At 71.2% G+C, this 20,462-nt stretch carries 18 protein-coding genes; 8 read left to right on the forward strand and 10 right to left on the reverse strand.

The window, feature by feature from the left end; genetic code table 11:
• Positions 1-1,209 (forward strand): DUF4190 domain-containing protein (locus CA984_RS48860; RefSeq protein ID WP_479725539.1); only part of this gene is annotated, 1,209 nt, incomplete at its 5' end.
• Between the two features lie 157 nt (positions 1,210-1,366).
• Here the strand turns inward: CA984_RS48860 and CA984_RS29605 are convergent.
• Positions 1,367-1,813, reverse strand: a complete 447-nt coding sequence (locus CA984_RS29605; protein WP_242676245.1) for a sterol carrier family protein — start codon at positions 1,811-1,813, stop codon at positions 1,367-1,369.
• Positions 1,814-1,953: 140 nt separating this feature from the next.
• Here CA984_RS29605 and CA984_RS29610 point away from each other — a divergent pair, with 140 nt between their 5' ends.
• Positions 1,954-4,038, forward strand: a complete 2,085-nt coding sequence (locus CA984_RS29610; protein ID WP_207621093.1) for a PhoX family protein — start codon at positions 1,954-1,956, stop codon at positions 4,036-4,038.
• A gap of 165 nt (positions 4,039-4,203) precedes the next feature.
• Here CA984_RS29610 and CA984_RS29615 read toward each other — a convergent pair whose 3' ends face one another.
• On the reverse strand, positions 4,204-5,640 hold the full coding sequence (locus CA984_RS29615; RefSeq protein WP_086576796.1) for an MFS transporter: 1,437 nt from the start codon (positions 5,638-5,640) through the stop codon (positions 4,204-4,206).
• Positions 5,641-5,722: 82 nt separating this feature from the next.
• On the opposite strand from CA984_RS29615, the gene CA984_RS29620 reads away from it, so the two are divergent.
• Positions 5,723-6,385, forward strand: coding sequence for a TetR/AcrR family transcriptional regulator (locus tag CA984_RS29620; protein WP_086576797.1), 663 nt, complete (start codon positions 5,723-5,725; stop codon positions 6,383-6,385).
• Between the two features lie 191 nt (positions 6,386-6,576).
• Positions 6,577-7,356 (forward strand): methylenetetrahydrofolate reductase, encoded by a 780-nt coding sequence (locus CA984_RS29625; protein ID WP_086576798.1) that lies wholly within the window; start codon positions 6,577-6,579, stop codon positions 7,354-7,356.
• A 3-nt stretch (positions 7,357-7,359) separates the two neighbouring features.
• Here the strand turns inward: CA984_RS29625 and CA984_RS29630 are convergent, their stop codons facing one another.
• The 4 genes from CA984_RS29630 to CA984_RS29645 all read right to left on the reverse strand — a co-directional run bounded on the left by CA984_RS29630 (position 7,360) and on the right by CA984_RS29645 (position 12,419).
• Positions 7,360-7,845, reverse strand: a complete 486-nt coding sequence (locus CA984_RS29630) for a hypothetical protein (protein WP_086576799.1) — start codon at positions 7,843-7,845, stop codon at positions 7,360-7,362.
• Positions 7,846-8,037: 192 nt separating this feature from the next.
• A complete protein-coding gene (locus CA984_RS29635) occupies positions 8,038-9,525 on the reverse strand; it encodes an MFS transporter (RefSeq protein ID WP_086576800.1) in 1,488 nt (495 codons plus the stop codon).
• 107 nt (positions 9,526-9,632) lie between these two features.
• The gene (locus tag CA984_RS29640; RefSeq protein WP_086576801.1) at positions 9,633-10,301 is read right to left on the reverse strand and encodes a Crp/Fnr family transcriptional regulator; all 669 of its coding nucleotides are present in this window, start codon (positions 10,299-10,301) and stop codon (positions 9,633-9,635) included.
• Between the two features lie 63 nt (positions 10,302-10,364).
• Complete coding sequence (locus CA984_RS29645) at positions 10,365-12,419, reverse strand: adenylate/guanylate cyclase domain-containing protein (RefSeq protein ID WP_086576802.1); 2,055 nt, start codon at positions 12,417-12,419, stop codon at positions 10,365-10,367.
• A 359-nt stretch (positions 12,420-12,778) separates the two neighbouring features.
• Between CA984_RS29645 and CA984_RS29650 the strand changes: the two genes are divergently transcribed.
• Positions 12,779-13,510, forward strand: a complete 732-nt coding sequence (locus CA984_RS29650) for a collagen-like protein (RefSeq protein ID WP_207621094.1) — start codon at positions 12,779-12,781, stop codon at positions 13,508-13,510.
• A 157-nt stretch (positions 13,511-13,667) separates the two neighbouring features.
• On the opposite strand, the gene purL is transcribed toward CA984_RS29650, so the two are convergent.
• The 4 genes from purL to purS form a co-directional block, all read right to left on the reverse strand.
• Positions 13,668-15,965 (reverse strand): phosphoribosylformylglycinamidine synthase subunit PurL, encoded by a 2,298-nt coding sequence (gene purL, locus CA984_RS29655; protein WP_423229337.1) that lies wholly within the window; start codon positions 15,963-15,965, stop codon positions 13,668-13,670.
• Positions 15,962-16,645: a phosphoribosylformylglycinamidine synthase subunit PurQ gene (purQ, locus tag CA984_RS29660; RefSeq protein ID WP_086576804.1), complete on the reverse strand. Its 684-nt coding sequence runs from the start codon at positions 16,643-16,645 to the stop codon at positions 15,962-15,964. Before purQ ends, purL begins: the two co-directional genes overlap by 4 nt.
• A gap of 307 nt (positions 16,646-16,952) precedes the next feature.
• Positions 16,953-17,393, reverse strand: coding sequence for an ATP-binding protein (locus CA984_RS29665; RefSeq protein ID WP_086576805.1), 441 nt, complete (start codon positions 17,391-17,393; stop codon positions 16,953-16,955).
• 171 nt (positions 17,394-17,564) lie between these two features.
• Positions 17,565-17,810, reverse strand: coding sequence for a phosphoribosylformylglycinamidine synthase subunit PurS (gene purS, locus CA984_RS29670; protein WP_086576806.1), 246 nt, complete (start codon positions 17,808-17,810; stop codon positions 17,565-17,567).
• A gap of 302 nt (positions 17,811-18,112) precedes the next feature.
• On the opposite strand from purS, the gene pdhA reads away from it, so the two are divergent.
• The 3 genes from pdhA to CA984_RS29685 form a co-directional block, all read left to right on the forward strand.
• Positions 18,113-19,204 (forward strand): pyruvate dehydrogenase (acetyl-transferring) E1 component subunit alpha, encoded by a 1,092-nt coding sequence (gene pdhA, locus CA984_RS29675; RefSeq protein ID WP_031157710.1) that lies wholly within the window; start codon positions 18,113-18,115, stop codon positions 19,202-19,204.
• Positions 19,201-20,184 (forward strand): alpha-ketoacid dehydrogenase subunit beta, encoded by a 984-nt coding sequence (locus CA984_RS29680; RefSeq protein ID WP_086576807.1) that lies wholly within the window; start codon positions 19,201-19,203, stop codon positions 20,182-20,184. The genes pdhA and CA984_RS29680 overlap by 4 nt, the downstream gene beginning before the upstream one ends.
• Before the next feature lie 14 nt (positions 20,185-20,198).
• Positions 20,199-20,462: biotin/lipoyl-containing protein (locus CA984_RS29685; RefSeq protein ID WP_341351735.1), on the forward strand; the 264-nt coding region annotated here is incomplete at its 3' end.

The following is a 20,462-nucleotide window of genomic DNA, read 5'->3' on the forward strand; positions in this document are numbered from 1 at the left end:
CTGCACCCGTCGTCCGAGCCCGCCCCTCCGACCGGCCGGTCCGGTCAGCCCTCCGAGCCCGAGGAGCCCGCGCCGGGGTCGCCCGAGCCCGGCGGTCCCGGTGAGACCCCGGGGTGGCCGCCGATCTCCACGCCTGAGGAGCCGTCGCTGCCGGGGCATCCGGATGTGCCCACCGCGCCGGAGGTCCCCAGGCCGGTCCAGGCTGATCCGGGCGCCACCGACATTTTCGAGTCACCGGCCACTCCGGCCGCCGGGGCCACGCCCTCCTATCCGATCCCGGGTGGCACGCCCGCCTACCCGGGCTGGGAGAGCGCCTCGGAGTCACCGGCCCCGGGCGGCCGGGACGACAGGGACGGCACGGACGTGCCGCCCAGCGCCGCCCAGCCCTCGCGCTACGATCCGCCGACGTCCCCCGAGGGGTTCCCCGCGGCCTCGCACCGGCAACCCGAGCAGCCCGGGCAGGCCGGACCGTCCGGGCAACCCGAGCAGGCCAGGCCATCTGAGCAGACCGGGCAGTCTGCACAGGGTGGATCATCCGAGCAATTCGGGCAGCCCGAGCCACCCGAGTACACCGGGCAGCCCGCGCAGGCCGGGCCGCCCGAGCAGCCCGCCGGCGGCTTCCCCGCGGACTCGCCGCCGGCACCGGGCGCCCCGTACGGCGGCCCCGCAGCCCCGTACGGCGGCCCCTCGGCTCCGCCCGGGGGTCCCTCAGTCCCGTACGGCGAGGCCGCCCCACCGGCCGGCGGTCCTTCCTACCCGTCCGAGGGCTCGCCCCAGGGCGGTCTGTCCTACCCGTCGGGCCAGCCGTACCAGGCGGCGCCGCCGGGAGGCGCCTATGCAGGAGGTCCCGCCTATCCGGGCGGCACGCCGTACCCGGCCTATCCGGGTGACGACTGGGCGCGCAAGCAGGGCGGGGGGCTCGGCACCGCCGCGCTCGTGCTCGGCATCGTGAGCCTCTTCCTGCTCATCGTGTGCGGCCTGGGGGCGCTGACGGCCGTCGTCGGCCTGATCATCGGCATCGTCGCGGTCGTCAAGAACTCCAACCGCGGCCGTGCCTGGGTGGGCATCGCCCTGAGCGTCCTGACACTGATCATCGCCGTGGTGGTGCTCAGCTGGTTCTACAGCAAGGTCGGCGACTGCCTGAACCTGCCGCCCGAGTTCCAGCAGCGCTGCATCCAGGAGAAGTTCGGCGGCCAGTTCACCTCGTGACCGTGCGGAACGACCCCGGGGCCGCGCCCGAGGCCGCTCCCGGCTCAGGGACCGTTCCCGGAGCCGCACCTGGCTCCGGGACGGCTCGCGGCACCGGTGGGTGGTCCTGTGGACGGCTCACCGGACACCGGGTCCGGCCCGGCGTCCGGGTGAGCGTCTACGGAACCGGCAGGTAATCCGACAGGTCGGCCCGGGCCCCGCTCGCGGAGACCTTCCCGGCCGCCACCGCCGCGGCCCACGTCAGCCGTCCGGTGGCCAGCTCCAGCCAGGTCAGCGCGTCGGTCTCCACCACGTTGGGCGGGGTGCCCCGGGTGTGCCGGGGCCCCTCCACGCACTGCACCGCCGCGTACGGGGGGACGCGCACCTCGACGGTCCGCCCGGGGGCCGCGGTCGCCAGCCGGTCCAGCAGGTGCCGTACGGCGAAGCGCGCGATCTCCCGCTCCGGCTTGATCTGCCGTCCGTAGGCCCGCAGCACCACCGGCACGCACGCCGCCAGCAGCGCCGGAAGGTCTCCGGGCCCGTCGTAGGACGGTTCGTCGAGTGCGATCAGCTGGGCGTCCAGTGCGGCGCGGACCTTGGCGGGGTCGGGTTTATGAGGTGGCACGGACCCCATCATGCCCGTTCGGCACGCCAGTCGATTGCGACAAATGGTTCATCATGGGGGCAAACGTCGTTCACCTTGGGTTCTACTGGTGCCTGTAGCGTCCCGGCCGGAACGATCGCGCACCCCTTTTGGAGGCCCCTGTGGCGAACCTGTCGCCGCGCAGACTGCTCCCGCTGCTCACGAGCCCTCACAAGGGGGGACGTACCGCCCTCACCTGCCGGTTCCGGTGCGGCAACCAGTGCGCCCACGACGTGCTGAACACCAGCGACAACACCTACTTCGGCGATGTGGTCGCCGAGGCGATGTCCCGCCGCGGCGTGCTGCGCGCCGGCGCCCTCGGCGCCCTCGTGGCCGGCGTGGGAGTCACCACGGCGGTCCCGGCCGCCGCCGACCCGGCCGTGGAGGCGCGGACCGCCTCCGGATCCGGCGGGAAACATCACGGCGGCAGCGGCCTCCGCTTCACCGCCGTCCCGCCGAACACCGACGACAAGGTGACGGTCCCCGAGGGCTACGAGACGGCGCCCGTGGTGCGCTGGGGCGACCCGGTGCTGCCCGGCGCCCCCGCCTTCGACTTCGAGAACCAGACCGCCGCCGCGCAGGCCGCCCAGTTCGGCTACAACTGCGACTTCGTGACGTTCTTCCCGCTGGGGCAGCAGCGCGGCCTGCTCTGGGTGAACCACGAGTACACCGACGAGAACCTGATGTTCCGCGGCTACAAGAGCGGCGACACCGCGTCGGAGGAGCAGATCAGGATCGCGCTGGCCGCGCACGGCGGTTCGGTGGTCGAGGTCGAGCGGGTGGGCCGCTCGGGCCTGTGGAAGCTGGTCACGCAGGGCCGCCGCCGCTACAACCGGCGTGTCACGGCGCAGACCCCGATGGCGTTCAGCGGCCCGGCCGCGGGCGGTGACCTGCTGAGGACCGCCGCCGACCCGGCGGGCGTCAGGCCGCTGGGCATGCTCAACAACTGCGCCGGCGGCACCACCCCGTGGGGCACGGTGCTGAGCGGCGAGGAGAACTTCAACCAGTACTTCGTCAACGGCGACGGCGTGCCCGAGGCGCAGAAGCCCTTCCTCACCCGGTACGGCGTGAGCGCCACGACCGGCATCCCGAGCGGCAACCGCCGCTTCGATCGGGTGGAGGAGCGGTTCGACCTGGCCAAGCACCCCAACGAGGTCAACCGGTTCGGCTGGATCGTGGAGATCGACCCGTTCGACCCCGACTCCACCCCGGTCAAGCGCACCGCCCTCGGACGGCTGGCCCACGAGGGCGCCACCACCTCCCTGGCCGGGGACGGCCGCGTCGTGGCCTACATGGGAGACGACTCCCGCTTCGAGTACGTCTACAAGTTCGTCTCCAAGAAGCGCTACATCCCCGGCTTCGACCGGCACAACCGGACGCTGCTGGACGAGGGCACGTTGTACGTGGCCAGGTTCACCGGCGACAGCCCGGCCACGGAGATCGACGGCACCGGCGAGCTCCCCGCCGACGGCATGTTCGACGGCTCCGGCGAGTGGATCCCGCTGGTCACCGGCGACGTCTCGCACGTGCCCGGGATGACCGCCCAGGAGGTTCTCGTCTATACCCGCCTGGCGGCCGACAAGGTCGGCGCGACCAAGATGGACCGCCCCGAGGACGTGGAGCGCAACCCGGTCACCGGCGGCGTCTACGTCGCGCTGACCAACAACTCCAACCGGACCCCGGCCCAGGTGGACGAGGCCAACCCGCGCCCGTCGAACAAGCACGGCCACATCCTGGAGATCGCCGAGCGCCGTAACGACGCCGGGGCCACGACCTTCGCCTGGTCCCTGCCGCTGGTCTGCGGTGACCCCGACGACCCGTCGACCTACTTCGGCGGGTTCGACAAGTCCAAGGTCTCGCCGATCTCCTGCCCGGACAACGTCGCCTTCGACGCCGAGGGCAACCTCTGGATCTCCACCGACGGCAACCAGCTCGGCGCCCACGACGGCCTGTTCGCCATGCCGGTCCGCGGCTCCGAGCGCGGCCATCTCCGCCAGTTCCTGAGCGTCCCGGTCGGCGCCGAGACCTGCGGCCCGCTGGTCAGCCCCGACCAGCGCAGCGTCTTCGTGGCCGTCCAGCACCCCGGCGAGACCGACGGGGCCACCCCCGAGGCTCCCACCAGCCACTGGCCCGACGGCGGCACCAGCCAGCCCCGCCCTGCCGTCGTGGTCGCCTGGCACAGGCAGGGCAAGCGGATCGGTTCCTGACCCCGGTGCCGCCCGCGCCGTGACGGGCGCGGGCGGCTCGGTCCCGTCTCCCATCGGTCCCGTCTCCCACGTCGCCGGTGCGACGGGACGCACGGCCTCGCCTCCCACGCACCGGTACGGCGGAGCGCGCAGTCCTCACGCCACCGGTACGGCGGAGCGCACGGTTCACGCCACCGGTACGGCGGAGCGCTCGGCGGGGGTCTCCATGTGCTCCGGGAGCCGGGGGGTCCGCAGGGCGAACAGGCTGACCGGCACGCCCACCAGCACGATGGCCGCCGCGATGACCAGGGTGGACTGGTATGCCTCCAGGAAGGCCGTCAGCGGCGCGGCGCCGTCCCGGAGGATCGAGGTCTGCCGGCCGTTGAGGATCGCGCCGAGGACGGTGATCCCGAGCAGGCCGAAGATCTCCCGGGAGACGTTCAGCACGCCCGAGGCCACCCCGGCACGGCCGGCGGGGAGCGTGCCCAGGATGGCCGTGGTGAGCGGCACCAGCAGGCCGCCGCCCAGCCCGTAGACCAGGAACCACGGCAGCAGGTCCCCGAACGAGCCGCCCTCGCCGATGAAGGAGATGCCGAACACCGCCACGGCCATCAGCAGGAGCCCGGCGGCCACGGTCCGCGCGGTCCCGAGCGCGCCGCTGATCCGCGGGGCGACGGCCGCGGTCACCGCCATCACCAGGGCCATGGGCACGAACGAGACCCCGGCCTCCATCGGTGAGAAGCCCAGCGCGTTCTGCAGGTAGAGCGCGGTGAAGAAGTAGATCCCGAACACCCCGAACGACCACAGCCCCATCGAGAGCACGCCCCCGCTGAAGACCCGCGACCGGAACAGCGACAGGTCGATCATCGGCTCCCGGCCCCTGGTCTCGATCACCGTGAACGTCACCGCCGCCGCCACCGCGAGCCCGAAGGCGCCCAGGATCTCCGGCGAGGTCCAGCCGGCCCCGTCGCCCTCGATCAGCCCGTACGTCAGCGCGGACAGCGCCAGGCTGGACGTCACCAGTCCGGGGACGTCCAGGCTGTGCCGTACCCGATCCTGCGGGGTCACTCCGATCGCCCACAGACCGAGCCCGAAGGTCGCGATCCCGATCGGCACGTTGATCAGGTAGATCCACCCCCAGTCCCACCGCTCGCTGATGAACCCGCCGGTCAGCGGGCCGAGGGCCAGGGCCAGCGCGCCGACCGCGCTCCACATGCCGACCGCCGTGGCGCGTTCCCGGGGGTCGGGGAAGATCGAGGTGAGCAGCGCGAGCGCGGTGGGCGTGAGGAACGCGGCGCCCACGCCCTGCAGCGCCCTGGCGGCGATCAGGCCCGTGCCGTCCGTGGCCAGACCGGCGGCCAGCGACGCCACGGTGAACACGCCGAGACCGATCATGAAGATCCGCCGCCGGCCGAAGACGTCCGCCAGGCGCCCGCCGACCAGCATCAGCCCGGCGAAGACCAGGATGTAGCCGCTCACGATCCACTCCAGCCCCGAGATGCTCAACCCGAGGTCCCGCTGGATCGTCGGCAGCGCGACGTTGACCACGTTGTTGTCCAGATACGTCATGAAAGTGGCCAACGAGATCGCTCCCAGCGCCCACCACTTGCGGGTAGCCGTCACTTCAACTCCTCTACGTTGTACTTGTACGGCGTACATGTACGGTGGATAGTGGAACGTGTACGGCGTATAGTTGTCAAGCGTGATGGGAAAACTGAGCCGCGAGGCCGTCGTCGAGCAGGCGCTGGAGATCGGCTCCGCCGAGGGACTGCAGGCGGTGACCATCCGGCGGCTCGCCCAGGAGCTGGGGGTCACCCCGATGGCGCTGTACTGGCACTTCAAGAACAAGGAACAGCTGCTCATCGGCATGGCCGACCACCTGGTCGAGGGGTTCGTGATCACCGAGGACTACGACAGGCCGTGGCAGGAACAGCTCCGCGAGCTCGTCGCCGGCCTGATCAAGGTGCTGCGGCACTACCCGTGCGCGGCGGCCGTGCTGGAGGAGGTGGACCACATAACCGTTCCGAGCTTCCTGCGGGTGTGGGACACCGGGCTCGGCCTGGCCAAACAGGCGGGGTTCTCCTACGAGGAGAGCTGCCTGATCTCCAGATACCTGCTCCAGGGGGCGATCGCCCTGGCCGCCGGCCCGACGGACCGCCAGCCCGGCCTGTCGGACCAGGACGCCGCCGAACACGTGCGCGTCAAGCGCGTCGGCCTCCAGTCCCTGCCGCCGGACGTCTACCCGCACATCGTGGAGATGGCCGCCCCCCTCTGCGAGCGCGGCACGGCCGAGTTCTACGACACCTTCGGCGTCGATCTGCTGGTGACCGGCATCGAGACCCTGGCGGCCCGCCTCCACCGGGACTGAACACCGCCCCGCCCGGACTCCGCCTCTCCCGGGCTCCGCGCCGCCCAGGCCGTACGACGTCCCGGCTCCGCGCCGCCTGGGCCGTGCGACGCCCCGGCTCCGCGACGATGTGGCGCCGCGATGTCCGGACTCCGCCGACCGAGCAAGCAGGCGTCTGGCCCCCCGGTCCGCGGCCCCCTAAGTTGATCTATATGACAGATCGTCCGTTTGAGCTCGTCTGCGAGGTCGAGCCGCCGACCCGCCCGGACCTGAGACACGTCCGCCACCAGATCGGCACGCTGAGCAAGATCGCTCACTCGTTCCTGATCCCCGACAACCACATCGGCCGCGCCACGGTCTCCAGTGTCGCCGTCGCGCACGAGGTACAGGAGATGGGTGGGCGCAGCATCGCCTGCATCAACTCCCGCGACCGCAACCTGCTGGGATTCCGCCGCGACCTGCTCACCGCCGCCGCCTACGGGGTGGACCAGTTCCTGTTCGTCTACGGGGACAAGCCCACCTCGGGCAACCGGACCAGCGACCTCACCGTGCGCTCGATGATCGAGGAGGTGCGCTCTCTCGGAGAGGATCCCGCCTTCGCCCAGACGCCCGCCTTCCGGGTCGGCACCGCCGCCGGGCTGCGCCCGCTGCCCGCCTGGAAACGCACGGCCGACTTCATGTTCGTCCAGGTCAGCTTCTCCATCGAGGCGCTGCTCCGGTGGCGCGAGGCCAACCCCGTGGACCTACCGGTCTACGCCGGGGTGATGGTCATCGCCAGCGAGAACCACGCCCGCCGCCTGGCCGACGCGATCCCCGACATCGACATCCCCGCCGACCTCGTGGAGAGGGTCGCGTCCGACCGGCTCGCAGGGGTCGAGGCGGCGTGCGAGCAGGTGCTGCGCATCCGTGACTCGGGCGCGTTCGACGGCGTCCACCTGATCCCGGTGGCGCGCTACCGCGAGGTCGAGTCCCGGTTGAGCGGCATCCTCTGACGGTCAGTCGAAGAACTGGGCGATCCGGAATCTGCGCACCTGGAGAGGGACGGAGTAGCGGCTGATCACCCGGATCTTCCTGATCCGGGTCTTCTGGTTGATCGTGACCTTCACGCACTTCATGCAGACCTCGTGGTCCCCGGGCAGGGCGTAGTAGGAGATCGAGACGGCGCGGCGTCCGAGGCCTCTGTCGGAGAGCCCCAGCCCGACCTCCCGGTAGAGCCGTGTCGAGCCCTTGAGGGTGAACGCGGTGGAGCCGATGATCGCGTGGTTCGCCGCGGGGGGACAGTGCGCGAGTATCCGGACATTGTTGTTCTGGCGGGGCCACTCCGGTAAGACCCGGAGTGACGTGCGGTTCTTCAGCTCGGCGGGGATGTGGTCGCCGGTGACCACCCCGACGCCCGCCGGCGGCGGAGGGGAGGCCGTGGCCGGGACGCCCGAGCCCATCACGAGAGCGGCGGCCACTCCCAACCCGATGACGGAACGCACGTGCCCCTCCTGCCGGACGGACGCTCGGGCGCCGACGGCAGGTGCCCGCCGGGCGACGGAGCGCGGGTGACGGTGGAGGGGACAGCCGGGACGGTCCCGGTGAGACCGCCCTGACCAGGCTGTCGATCTCATTATGCCGACCGCGTCGCGCCGAGCGGGACGCCACGCTGGAGCGGGCGCCCACCGGACCCGCTACCGCGGAGCCGGGTCCTGTCCGGGCGGCGCGGCCCGCGTTCTGGCCAGTACCGACATCAGGGCGCCCGCGAGGGCGACGGCGAACAGGACGGCGTAGGTCCTCCGGAAGCCGTCCATGAGCTGGCCCACGGCGACGGGGGACATGCGCGACAGCGTGCCCTCGTAGACCAGGTCGCGTAGCTCGGGGCTGACCGAGCTGGTCAGGACGCTCAGGGTGAGCGCGACGCTGAGCACGATCCCGACATTCATGATCATGAGTCGGAAGCCGTTCACCAGGCCGAGACTCCCGGCCGGCAGCGCGGCCATGACCTGGGTGGTGTTGCCGGTGAGGAAGGTGCCGCTGCCGCAGCCGCACAGGAACAGGCCCGCCCCGACGATCCAGTACGGCGTGGCGGGGTCGGTGTTCAGGGCCAGGACGCCGAGCCCCGCCGCGCTCAGCAGCGAGCCCCCGACCGACAGCATGTAGGGGGAGACCCGGCGCCCGAGAGACCCGGCGGCCGGGGAGGCCAGGGCCATGCCGATCGGGACCGGGAGCACGCCCAGGGCGGCCGTGACGGCGTCGACGCCCCTGGCCGCCTGGAAGTAGAGGGCGACGAGCAGGATCAGCGCCGCGCGGGCCAGCGCGTTGCAGAACGAGGCGAGGTTGGCGAAGGCCAGCATCCGCTCGCCGAAGAGCCGCACGTTGAGCACGGGGTGTGACGCCCTGCGCTCCACGATGACCAGGACCGGGACGAGGGCCAGGGCGAGGGAGGCGCCGACGATCACGACGGGGCTGGACAGCCCCCGCGACCCCGCCTCCGACAGCGCGATGAGCGCGGCCGACAGGGTGGTGAAGACGATCAGGTTGCCGAGCGCGTCCACCGGCTCGCGTGGCCCCCGGGCGACCCGCCGGAGGGTGAAAGCGCCCCAGACGAGGGCGATCAGCCCGGCGGGCACGTTCACCCAGAAGATCCACTGCCAGCCGGCGGTCTCGGCGACGAGACCGCCCAGGGTGGGGCCGGCGAGCTGGGCGACCGACAGGGTGCCGATGTAGACCCCCATGCCCTGGCTGAGACGGTCGGGCGGGAAGGCGTCGGTGATGATCACGGTTCCGTTGGCCAGGATCATGGCCGCCCCGACGGCCTGCACCGCCCGCATCGCGATCAGGAACCAGACGCCGGGCGAGAGCCCCGCCAGCAGCGATCCCACCGTGAAGAGGGCGAATCCCGCCAGGTAGACCTCCCGGCGCCCGAGCAGGTCGGCCACCCGGCCGAAGAACACCAGGGTCGCGGTGTTGACGAGCAGGAAGGCCAGCAGGATCCACCCGGAGGCGAACGCGTCCGCGTGGAAGTGCCTGACCACCGCGGGGAGCGCCACGTTCAGGGTGCTTCCCGAGACGCCGATCAGCACCAGGCCGAGGCTGGTGACCGAGCAGACCCGCCACGCGTAGCGGAGCCTCGATGCGTATTCGGGGGAGCCGGGCAGGTCCTGGGGGAAGGAGACCATGGGCTCCAGTCTGACGTACGCCGTACTCCGACCCGGAGGGAGATCGGCCGCCGAGGGACGCATGCGGCGGGGGCGGGGGCGCGCCCCCTGCCAGGGTCACGGCGGCCTCAGCGAGCTCGCTTGCGCAGGCCCTCCAGGTCGTGGATGATCACGCGGCGGCGGCCCGTCTCGATCAGGCCCCGGTCCCGGAGCGAGCGCAGCGCCTTGCTGACCGCCTCGCGGGAGGCGCCGGTCCAGCCGGCCAACTCGTCCTGGGAGAGCGGCAGCGTCACCCGCACGCCGCCGTTGACCGGCTCGCCGTACCGCTCGGCCAGCTCGACCAGCCGGGTCGCCACCCGGCCCGTGGTGTCGAACGCGCCGTACTCGATCCGCTTGCGGTCGGAGTCGCGCATCTTGCCGATCAGCATCCGCATGAGCAGCACCGCGACCCGGCCGTGCTCCTGCAGGTAGCCGGGGAAGTCGCGGATCGCGATGCCCTCGACCGGCTCCAGCGCGGTCACGGTGGCCGACCTCGGCAGGCCGTCCAGGGCGGCGAACTCGCCGAGCAGCGCGCCCGGCCCGCGCACCGCGAGGACGACCTCGGTCCCGGTGGCGGTGTGCGAGGAGACCTTGACCCGGCCGGATGTCAGCAGGAGGACCCAGTCGGCGACGTCGCCCTCGGTGCACACCGCCGCGCCCCGGTCCCAGCGCCGGGGCCGCCCGGCCGCGTGCATCGCCGCGACCTCGTCGGCTGTGAGCAGGGTGACGAACTCGCCCGGTTCGGGAGTAGGACTCATGGGCACCTCCTGGCGATGTCGGTTACGGCTGTACGGCTCTCGCGGGCGAGCGGGTCCGGATCCCTACGACAGGCCGGACAGCACGTACGCGTGGACGGGCTTCTCCTTGCCCTTGAGCGCGAGCTCGCCCAGGGAGCGGACCCTGGGACGGGGGGTGATCTGGTCGAGGGTGCTCTGACCGATCACGACGGTACCGGGTTCGGCCACGCCTTCCAGCCGGGCGGCCACGTTCACGCAGTCGCCCATCGCGTTGAACCCGCGCAGTTCGGGACTGCCGATGTTGCCGACCAGCGCGAGCCCGGTGTTGATCCCGATCCTGAACCGGGGGTAGCCCGGCGTTCCGGCGCAGATCTCCTCGGCCGCCTCCTGCATGGCCAGGGCCGCCCTCGCCGCGGCGGTGGCGTGCCCCGGCTGCGGGGCGGGCGCGTTGAACAGCGCCAGCAGCGCGTCCCCCACGAACTGCACGATCGTGCCCCCGTTGCCGAGGATGATCGGCACGGCCGCCGTGTGATAGCGGTTCAGCATCTCGACGATCTCCGCCGGCGTGGCCCGCTCGGAGAAGCTCGTGAAGCCCTTCAGGTCGGCGAAGAGCGCCGTCAGCTCGACCAGCTCGCCGCCGAGCGCCGCCGTCCGCGGGTCGGCCAGCAGGGAGTTCGCCACGTCCGGGGACATGTACTGCCGGAACAGGGTGGACAGCTCCCGGTAGAGCCGGGCGTTCTCCAGGGAGATGGACAGCTGGCTCGCCAGCGTGGCGGCGAGCGCCTCGTCCTGCGGGGTCCTGCCCACCGGCACCTCCAGTGCCCCGGCGAGCTGTCCCTTCACGGTCAGCGGGTGGACGACCGTCCTGTCCAGCAGGACGGGCCGGTTCCCCGGGAAGTCCCCGGGACCGTACTCCCTGGAGCCCATGGCGACCCGCCCCTCCGACACCAGCGTGATGCGCACGTCGCCGTACGCCTGCCGCACGCGGTCCAGGGCCCGGGTCAGCAGCTCGCGCTCGGGCAGCCCCACGCGGGCCTGGTTGCCGGTGTCCACCAGGGCGGCGAGCCGTTCGGACAGCTCCCGCTCGTTGGCCAGCGCCGCGCCGGCCCGGTCGAGCACCGCCGCCTGGCCCTCGGTGAGACCGAACTTGCCCGCCAGCCGGGTCGCGACCGGGACCTTGGTCTCGGCTCTCCGCCGGATGTGGCCGACGAGCTCCTCCAGGGCGTCCTCGTACTCAGCCCTGATCTTCCGCACGGTCGCCGACAGCGCCACCGAGTCGAACAGCCCCGCGCTGGAGCCCTCCCGCCGGAACTGCAGATGGGCGCTGTAGGCGACGAACACGAAGGCCAGGGTCAGCAGCACGTGCCACAGCCACCACGACAGGTGCCAGTTGTGGCGCGACATCCCGGCGATCATCGCCTCGGCGAGCAGGGCGTAGGCGGTGACCAGGCTGACCAGCATGGCGGCCGGGCGCCTGCGGTGGAGCCGGAACATCATCGTGGTCGCCACCGCGTACAGGGCGACCCCGGCCAGCTCGAACCCGCCGAGACCGGCGCCCTGTGGGGGAGCCGGGGAGCTCAGCGCGGTGAGGCCCGGCACCAGTGAGGCGACCCCCCACACGACGAGCAGCGCGACGAGCCCGCCGCGCAGCCGGATCTGCGACCTGAGTACGGCCTGGGCCGTCCGCTCGTTCAGCGGCAGCGCCGAGACGGCCGCGAAGACCGAGGCGACAAGGAGGCCGATCGGCTGGGAGAGGTCGAACCCGTAGGTCCCCTTCGCGAGGATGATCCGGGGGGTCGCCAGGCCGTGCATGAGGAAGAACCCCGCGCTGCTCAGGAAGACCAGCGAGACCAGCAGCAGCCGGGCGTCCGCCCGCCGGGCCGACGCCTGGCCGATCATGGCGCCCAGGACCAGGTTGACCCCCGCCACGACGATGATCAACCAGAAATGGCTGAGGTTGTCGTGCCACTCGATGTTCAGGTCGTCGTGGTTGGCCAGCAGCAGCCAGAGCCCCAGCATCGGCAGGGCCAGGTGGATCACCCAGACGACCGCGCGGACCGGCTGGGTCGCCGGCGGGAGATACGGCTCTGACCTGGCGCGCTCCTGAGGTGGCGGGTTCGAGAGGTCGTTCGTCGGCACGGGTGGCCTCCGTGGATGGGGGAGCCCCGGTGGGCTCCCTGTGGCGTCCGCCCACGCCCACCGGGCGGGGTTCCCCCGAACGGACCGATTATCGCGCACCTCGTCGATACGGGAAGGAATTCGTTCGTCCCCAAAACGTGATGTTTGCCGTGCCAACCGTTAGAACGCTCCAAACGTGAAACATCCGACCCACAGAACACACCAGGTACCTGGTGTCGCAGAAAGGAAGCCCAGTGGCTTTCAAGTTGCCGGGCGGACGCACGATCGGTGTCGTGGCCGTCGGAGTACTGGCTGGAACCCTGCTTACGACGGGCGGTAGCGCTGTCGCGTCGTCGGCCGGTACAGAGGTTCACGCGTGTGTGAACAAGAAGACGCGTTACGCGCGGATCGTCAACGCGACGGCCGCCTGCAGGGCGACCGAGATCAGGGTGACCTGGGGTGACGGCGGTACCCAGTCGCAGGGCGTGAACACCCAGGGTCCGCAGGGACCCGCGGGCAGGAACGGCGCCCAGGGCCCCGCCGGCCCGCAGGGACCGCAGGGTGACCGCGGCGCCCAGGGTCTCCCGGGCAAGCAGGGCCTGCCGGGCAAGGACGGCCAGGACGGTAAGCCCGGTCTGCCGGGCAAGGACGGCCAGGACGGCGCTCCGGGCAAGCAGGGCCTGCCGGGCAAGGACGGTCAGGACGGTAAGCCCGGTCTGCCGGGTAAGAACGGCCAGGACGGCAAGCAGGGTCCCGCCGGCCCCCAGGGGCCGAAGGGCGACCCCGGCACCGGCGGAATGAAGATCAGCTACGGGCAGGAGTACTTCAGCTTCTCAAACGACGGCAGCAAGGAGGTCTCCTGCGGTTACGGCAAGGTCGCCACCGGTGGTGGCTACAGCCTGTCGCAGGTCAAGGGCAACGTCCTCGTGGCAGCCTCCGCGCCCACGTTCAGCGCCGGAAAGCCGTCGGGCTGGAAGGTCGCCATCGACGTGAACAGTAACTCCAACGGACCCAGCGCCAGCGGAGCCAACGAGGTCACTGCCAACAGCGGTGTCAACCACGGGACCACCAAGGCCGAGGGCACCGTCTACGTGATCTGCGCGTCCGCCTGATCCCGCACTGAGCGCGATGTCGGCGGAAGAGTTCCTGGGCGGCTGTACGGGAGGTCTTCCGCCGGCCGGAGGGCGGTCCGGGCGACCGGGCCGCCCGTGACCGGCGAGAAGGGGTACGGCTCGCGTGAGCCGTACCCCTTCCGTGTGCCGGAAGCGATCAGCCGAAGATGCCCGGCAGGGTGGCCGTGTGGGTCTCCCGGAGCTCGGTGACCGGGACGTCCAGGACGCCCTCCACCGTCAGGGACGTGCCGCCGGTGGTGCCCAGGCCGTAGCAGGGGACCTCGTGGGCGGCGCAGAGCTCGGCGAAGGCCTCGAAGGACTCCGGTGCCACGGTCACCAGCGCGCGGGCCGACGACTCGCTGAACAGGTCGACGAACGCGTCCTCGCCCGTGAGGGAGACCGTGCAGCCGACCCCCTGGGCGAGGCAGGCCTCGGCCAGGGCGATGGCCAGGCCGCCGTCGGACAGGTCGTGGGAGCCGGTCAGCAGGCCGCGGGAGGCGGCCTCGGTCAGGACGAGCCCCAGGGCCCGCTCGGCCTCCAGATCGGCCTGGGGCGGCAGGCCGCCGAGGTGGCCGTGGGCCACGTGGGCCCATTCGGAGCCGCCGAACTCCTCCTCGGTGTCCCCGAGCAGGATGATCTTCTCGTCGGGGCCGGTGAAGCCGCTGCGGACCCGCTTGGCCACGTCGTCGATCACGCCCAGCACGCCCACGACCGGGGTCGGGTGGATCGGGGTCGATCCCGTCTGGTTGTAGAAGGAGACGTTCCCGCCGGTCACCGGGACGCCCAGGGCCTTGCAGGCGTCGGCCAGGCCACGCGTGGCCTCGGCGAACTGCCACATGACCTCGGGGTCCTCGGGGGAGCCGAAGTTGAGGCAGTCGGTCACCGCGAGCGGCTTGGCGCCGGTCACCGCCACGTTCCGGTAGGCCTCGGCCAGCGCGAGCTGCGCGCCCGCGTACGGGTCGAGCCGGGCGTAGCGGCCGTTGCCGTCCGTGGACAGCGCGATGCCCCGGGTCGTCTCCTCGGCGCCCGGCATGACCTCGCTGATCCGCAGCACGCCGGCGTCGGCGGGCTGGGCGAGCACGGTGTTGCCGCGGACGTAGCGGTCGTACTGGGAGGTCACCCACTCCTTGGACGCCAGGTTCGGCGAGCCGAGGAGCTCCAGCAGCGTCGCCCGGAGGTCGTCGGGGCGGGCCAGCCGCGCCGGGTCGTCGGCGTTGAGCGCCACCTGGCCGGCCGGCTCGTGGAACGGCCGTTCGTAGACCGGGCCGTCGTCGGCCGCGGTGCCCGGCGGGATGTCCACGATGGTCTCGCCGTACCAGGTCATCACCAGGCGGCCGGAGTCGGTGACCTCACCGATCACGGTCGCCGGGATGTCCCACTTGGTGCAGATCGCCATGAAGGCATCGATGTCGTCGGGCGTGACGACGGCCATCATGCGTTCCTGCGACTCGCTCATCAGGATCTCTTCGGGCCGCAGCGAGGGGTCGCGCAGCGGGACCAGGTCCAGCCGGACGTCCATGCCGCCGGTGCCCTTGGCCGCGAGCTCGGTCGTCGCGCAGGAGACGCCGGCCGCGCCGAGGTCCTGGATGCCGACGACCACGTCGGCCTGGTACAGCTCCAGGCAGCACTCGATCAGCAGCTTCTCCATGAACGGGTCGCCCACCTGGACGCTGGGGCGCTTGGCGTGCGACTCGTCCTCGAAGGTGGCCGAGGCCAGGACGGAGGCGCCGCCGATGCCGTCGGGGCCGGTCAGCGCGCCGAACAGCACGACCTTGTTGCCGGGCCCGGGGGCGGTCGCCAGCTTGATCTGGTCCTTGCGGAGCAGGCCCACGCAGAGCGCGTTGACCAGCGGGTTGCCGATGTAGCAGGGGTCGAAGACGACCTCGCCGCCGACGTTGGGCAGGCCCAGGCAGTTGCCGTAGTGGCTGATGCCCTCGACCACGCCGGGCAGCACCCGCCGGGTGTCGTGGGCGTCCGCCGCGCCGAACCGGAGCGCGTCCATCACCGCGATCGGCCGCGCGCCCATCGACATGATGTCGCGGACGATGCCCCCGACACCGGTCGCCGCGCCCTGGTGCGGCTCGACGTAGGACGGGTGGTTGTGCGACTCGATCTTGAAGGTGGCGGCCCAGCCGTCGCCGATGTCCACGACGCCGGCGTTCTCGCCCATGCCGACGAGCAGGGCGTCGGACTCGGGGGCCTTGGTGCCGAACTGGCGCAGGTGCACCTTGGAGGACTTGTAGGAGCAGTGCTCGCTCCACATGACGCTGTAGATGGCCAGCTCGGAGCTCGTCGGCCGGCGGCCGAGGATGTCGCGGACCCGGTCGTACTCGTCGGTCTTCATGCCCAGCTCGGCGTACGGCTGGCGCTCGGCGGGGGTGTCCTCGGCCCGCTTGACGGTGTCCAGATGCGCGTCGGGCTCCTGGCCGCCGCGCTTGTCGGCTCGCTCGCTCACAGGTTCACCAGCTTCTTCAGGATGGAGGAGAAGAATCCGCGGCCGTCCGTGCTCGGCGCGCCGGTGAGGTCCTCGACCGCGTGCTCGGGGTGCGGCATGAGACCGACGATGTTGCCGGCCTCGTTGCGGATGCCGGCGATGTCGTTCAGGGAGCCGTTGGGGTTGCCTCCGACGTAGCGGAAGACGACGTGGCCGTTGCCCTCCAGCGCGCTCAGGGTCGCCTCGTCGGCGACGTAGCGGCCCTCACCGTGCTTGACCGGCAGCACGATCTCCTGGCCCTCGGTGAAGTCCGACGTCCACGGGGTGGCGGTGTTCTCCACCCGGACGCCCTGGTCGCGGCAGATGTAGTGCAGTCCGGCGTTGCGCATCAGCGCGCCGGGCAGCAGGTGGGCCTCACAGAGGATCTGGAAGCCGTTGCAGGTGCCCAGGACGGGGAGTCCGGCCCTGGCGGCGGGGATCAGCTCCTCCATCAGCGGGGCGAACCTGGAGATCGCCCCGCACCGCAGGTAGTCCCCGTAGGAGAACCCGCCTGGCAGGAAGACCGCGTCCACCCCCTTGAGATCGGGATCCGCGTGCCACAGCGGGACGGCTTCGCCGCCTGCGTGGCGCACGGCGCGGGCCGCGTCCTGATCGTCAAGAGTTCCGGGAAAAGTGACGACGCCCACGCGGGCAGCACTCATGACAGCGTTCCCCTCCACAAACGAGCACCGCGCCGACGTCTCACACATCGGACGACGGTCTGCGGCGGTGCGCCCAGGCTATCCGCTCCTGGCCGGGAGGTCACACGCGGAGTCGTCCGATCGCACAGCTCACCGCCGTGGAACCGGTCCGTGACGTGGAGGATCGCACAACGGCGGCGGCGCGGAGGTTCATCCGGAGGCGCACGCGGCGGCGAGCCTCCGGCGGCGGCCGGAGGTCATACGGCGGCGGGCATCCGGTGGCGGCGCGAGGTTTGTACGGCGGTGGGCATCCGGTGGCGGCCGGAGGTCATACGGTGGCGAGCATCCGGCGGCGGAGGAAGGCGGCGTCCTCGTCCCAGTCGAGATGCTTGCGCAGATGCACGGTGGTGCCCCGGCCGGGGGTGATGTCGAAGGAGATCTCGTCCACCACGGCCTGCATGATGAGAATCCCCCGGCCGTTCTCGGTGTCCGCCGGAGGATAGTGCTCGGGCACGCACAGGAGGCCGTGGCCCCTGTCGATGATGCGGACGTCGCAGCGGCCGTGGCCGATCGCGGCCTCGACCTCGTAGCGGTTGGCGGGACCACCGTGGCGTACGGCGTTGGCGCACGCCTCGGTGACGGCGAGCAGGATGTCGGACACGCAGTTCTCGGTGACGCCGAGCGAACGCAGCGAGTCGCCCAGGGCTCTGCGGACCATGGGAATGCCGATGGCCTCTCTCGGCAGAGCCAACGAGAACTCGATATCCACCGGATCCCTCCCGGGGCCAGACGTCACCCTGTCAAGGTTTCCCCCCAGAATCCGGGCTAACCGCAAAATAACCTTAATGTTATTTACTGTTGGTCAAGCTGTGGGATTAGGGCATATCCGGAGTGTGATTTACCCGGACGTAAGGAAACTCTCCACGCGATATAGGACGATCTACGACTCCACGGTGACCGTGTAGTCCTCGATCACGGTGTTGGCCAGCAGGGTCTCGGCCATCTTGCGGACGTCGGAGAGCGCGGTCTCGTCGGCGGGACCTTCGAGGTCCACCACGAACCGCTTGCCCTGCCGTACAGCCGAGACACCGGAGAAGCCGAGCCGCGGCAGCGCGCGGGCGATGGCCTGGCCCTGCGCGTCAAGAATCTCGGGCTTCAGCATGACGTCGACGATGACGCGCGCCACGGTGTTCCTCCTGGTTGCAGCGGGGACGGTTCGGCGCCTCAAGCGTAACGGGCTTCTCCGGCAGTTCGTCGCCGGGTCCGGGCGCGCCCCGTGCGAGGGTAAAGATGCGAGGGTAAAGAGGGGTTCAGCGGGAACGGGGAGCGTATGGATGCCGAGGCAGGGCTTGCGCACAGGTATGTGACCTCTGCCACGATGTCCACAAACGCATACGAACCACCACCAGACGGGTCGGATGCGTCGCTAACCGGCCGCACGGTGATGGCGAACCCATCCAGACGGCCCCGAGCACACAGGAGCGGCACGTGACAGCCGACGCCCCTCATGGTGCGGAAGCACCCCCGGAGCTCGTCCAGTTGCTGACCCCCGAAGGGGAACGGGTCGAGCATCCCGACTACGACATCGATCTGACACCCGAGGAGATCCGCGGCCTCTACCGGGACCTGGTCCTGGTCCGCCGCGTCGATCTGGAGGCCGTGGCCCTGCAGCGCCAGGGCGAGCTGGGCATCTGGGCGTCCCTGCTCGGCCAGGAGGCCGCGCAGATCGGCTCGGGCCGGGCGTTGGCCGAGACGGACATGGCCTTCCCGACCTACCGCGAGCACGGCGTGGCCTGGTGCCGGGGCGTCGACCCGGTGAACCTGCTCGGCCTGTTCCGCGGCGTCAACCACGGCGGCTGGGACCCGGCCGAGCACAACTTCCACCTGTACACGATCGTGATCGGCAGCCAGACCCTGCACGCGGTCGGCTACGCCATGGGCGTGCAGCGCGACAGCGCCGAGGCCGCCACGATCGTCTACTTCGGTGACGGCGCCACCTCCCAGGGAGATGTGAACGAGTCGTTCATCTGGGCGTCGGTGTTCAACGCGCCTGTGGTGTTCTTCTGCCAGAACAACCAGTGGGCCATCTCCGAGCCGCTGGAGAAGCAGTCCCGCATCCCGCTGTACCGCCGGGCGAGCGGGTTCGGCTTCCCCGGCGTCCGGGTCGACGGCAACGACGTCTTCGCCTGCCTCGCCGTCACCCGCAAGGCGCTCGCCGACGCCAGGTCCGGGCAGGGGCCGATGCTGATCGAGGCCTTCACCTACCGGATGGGCGCGCACACCACCTCCGACGACCCGACCCGTTACCGGGTGGCCGGGGAGCTGGAGGCGTGGAAGCTCAAGGACCCCATCGAGCGGGTCCGCGCCTACATGTTCAAAAACCAGCTCGCCGACCAGGAGTTCTTCGACGCGATCGACGCCGAGGCCGACGATCTGGGCCGGGACGTGCGCAAACGCTGTCTCGCGCTGCCCGATCCCGAGCCGCTGGCCATTTTCGACCACGTCTACGCGGAGCCGCACCGGCTGATGGACGAGGAGCGCGCCCAGTTCGCGGCCTACCTGGAGGGGTTCGAGGGATGAGCACTCTCACGCTGGCGAAGGCGCTCAACGAGGGCATGCGCAAGGCCATGGAGGACGACCCCAAGGTCCTCATCATGGGCGAGGACGTGGGCAAGCTGGGTGGCGTGTTCCGCGTCACCGACGGGCTGCAGAAGGACTTCGGCGAGCAGCGGGTCATCGACACGCCGCTGGCCGAGTCGGGCATCATCGGCACGGCGATCGGGCTCGCGCTCCGGGGGTACCGCCCGGTCTGCGAGATCCAGTTCGACGGGTTCGTCTTCCCCGCCGCCGACCAGATCATCACGCAGCTCGCCAAGATGCCGCTGCGGTCGCTGGGGAAGGTACGGCTGCCGGTCGTGGTGCGGATCCCGTGCGGCGGCGGGATCGGCGCCGTGGAGCACCACAGCGAGTCGCCCGAGGCCTACTTCACCCACACCTCGGGCCTGCGGGTGGTGGCCTGCTCCAACCCCGCGGACGCCTACACGATGATCCAGCAGGCGATCCGGTGCGACGACCCCGTGGTCTTCTTCGAGCCCAAGCGGCGCTACTGGGAGAAGGCCGAGGTGGACACCTCCGCCGAGCCCGCCGGCTGGCCGCCCTTCGACCAGGCCCAGGTGGTACGGCAGGGCACGGACCTCACCGTGCTGGCGTACGGGCCGATGGTCAAGACCTGCCTGGAGGCGGCGGCCGCGGCCGAGGAGGACGGCCGCTCCCTGGAGGTGGTGGACCTGCGTTCGCTCAACCCGCTGGACGTCGCGCGGGTCACCGAGTCGGTCCGCAAGACCGGACGCTGCATCGTGGTGCACGAGGCGCCGGTCTATAACGGCTTCGGCGCCGAGGTGGCCGCCCGCGTCACCGAGACCTGCTTCTACAACCTGGAGGCGCCCGTGCTGCGCGTCGGCGGGCCGTCCACCCCCTACCCGCCCTCCAGGCTGGAGGATCACTACCTGCCCGACCTGGACCGGGTCCTCGACGCCGTCGACCGCGCGTTCGCGTTCTGAGAGGGGAGGAGACGATGAAGCAGTTCAAGCTCCCCGACGTGGGTGAAGGCCTGACCGAGGCGGAGATCGTCCGCTGGCACGTGAAGGCCGGCGACCCCGTCAAGGTCAACCAGATCATCGTGGAGATCGAGACCGCCAAGGCCGTCGTCGAGCTGCCCTGCCCGTTCGAGGGCGTGGTGGCGGCCCTGATGGCCGACGAGGGCGAGACCGTGGACGTCGGCAGGCCGATCATCTCGGTCGACGACGGGACCGGCACGGACCCCGCCCCTGTGCCTGCT

The sequence above is a fragment of the Streptosporangium minutum genome (assembly GCF_002149035.1).
Classification (GTDB): domain Bacteria; phylum Actinomycetota; class Actinomycetes; order Streptosporangiales; family Streptosporangiaceae; genus Streptosporangium; species Streptosporangium minutum.

What these genes read in the sequence shown, in the direction of transcription:
- CA984_RS29640 (WP_086576801.1), bottom strand. Translation starts at nt 10,301, where the DNA reads ATGAGTCCTACTCCCGAACCGGGCGAGTTCGTCACCCTGCTCACAGCC.
- CA984_RS29635 (WP_086576800.1), bottom strand. Translation starts at nt 9,525, where the DNA reads ATGGTCTCCTTCCCCCAGGACCTGCCCGGCTCCCCCGAATACGCATCG.
- CA984_RS29680 (WP_086576807.1), top strand. Translation starts at nt 19,201, where the DNA reads ATGAGCACTCTCACGCTGGCGAAGGCGCTCAACGAGGGCATGCGCAAG.
- purQ (WP_086576804.1), bottom strand. Translation starts at nt 16,645, where the DNA reads ATGAGTGCTGCCCGCGTGGGCGTCGTCACTTTTCCCGGAACTCTTGAC.
- CA984_RS29625 (WP_086576798.1), top strand. Translation starts at nt 6,577, where the DNA reads ATGACAGATCGTCCGTTTGAGCTCGTCTGCGAGGTCGAGCCGCCGACC.
- CA984_RS29620 (WP_086576797.1), top strand. Translation starts at nt 5,723, where the DNA reads ATGGGAAAACTGAGCCGCGAGGCCGTCGTCGAGCAGGCGCTGGAGATC.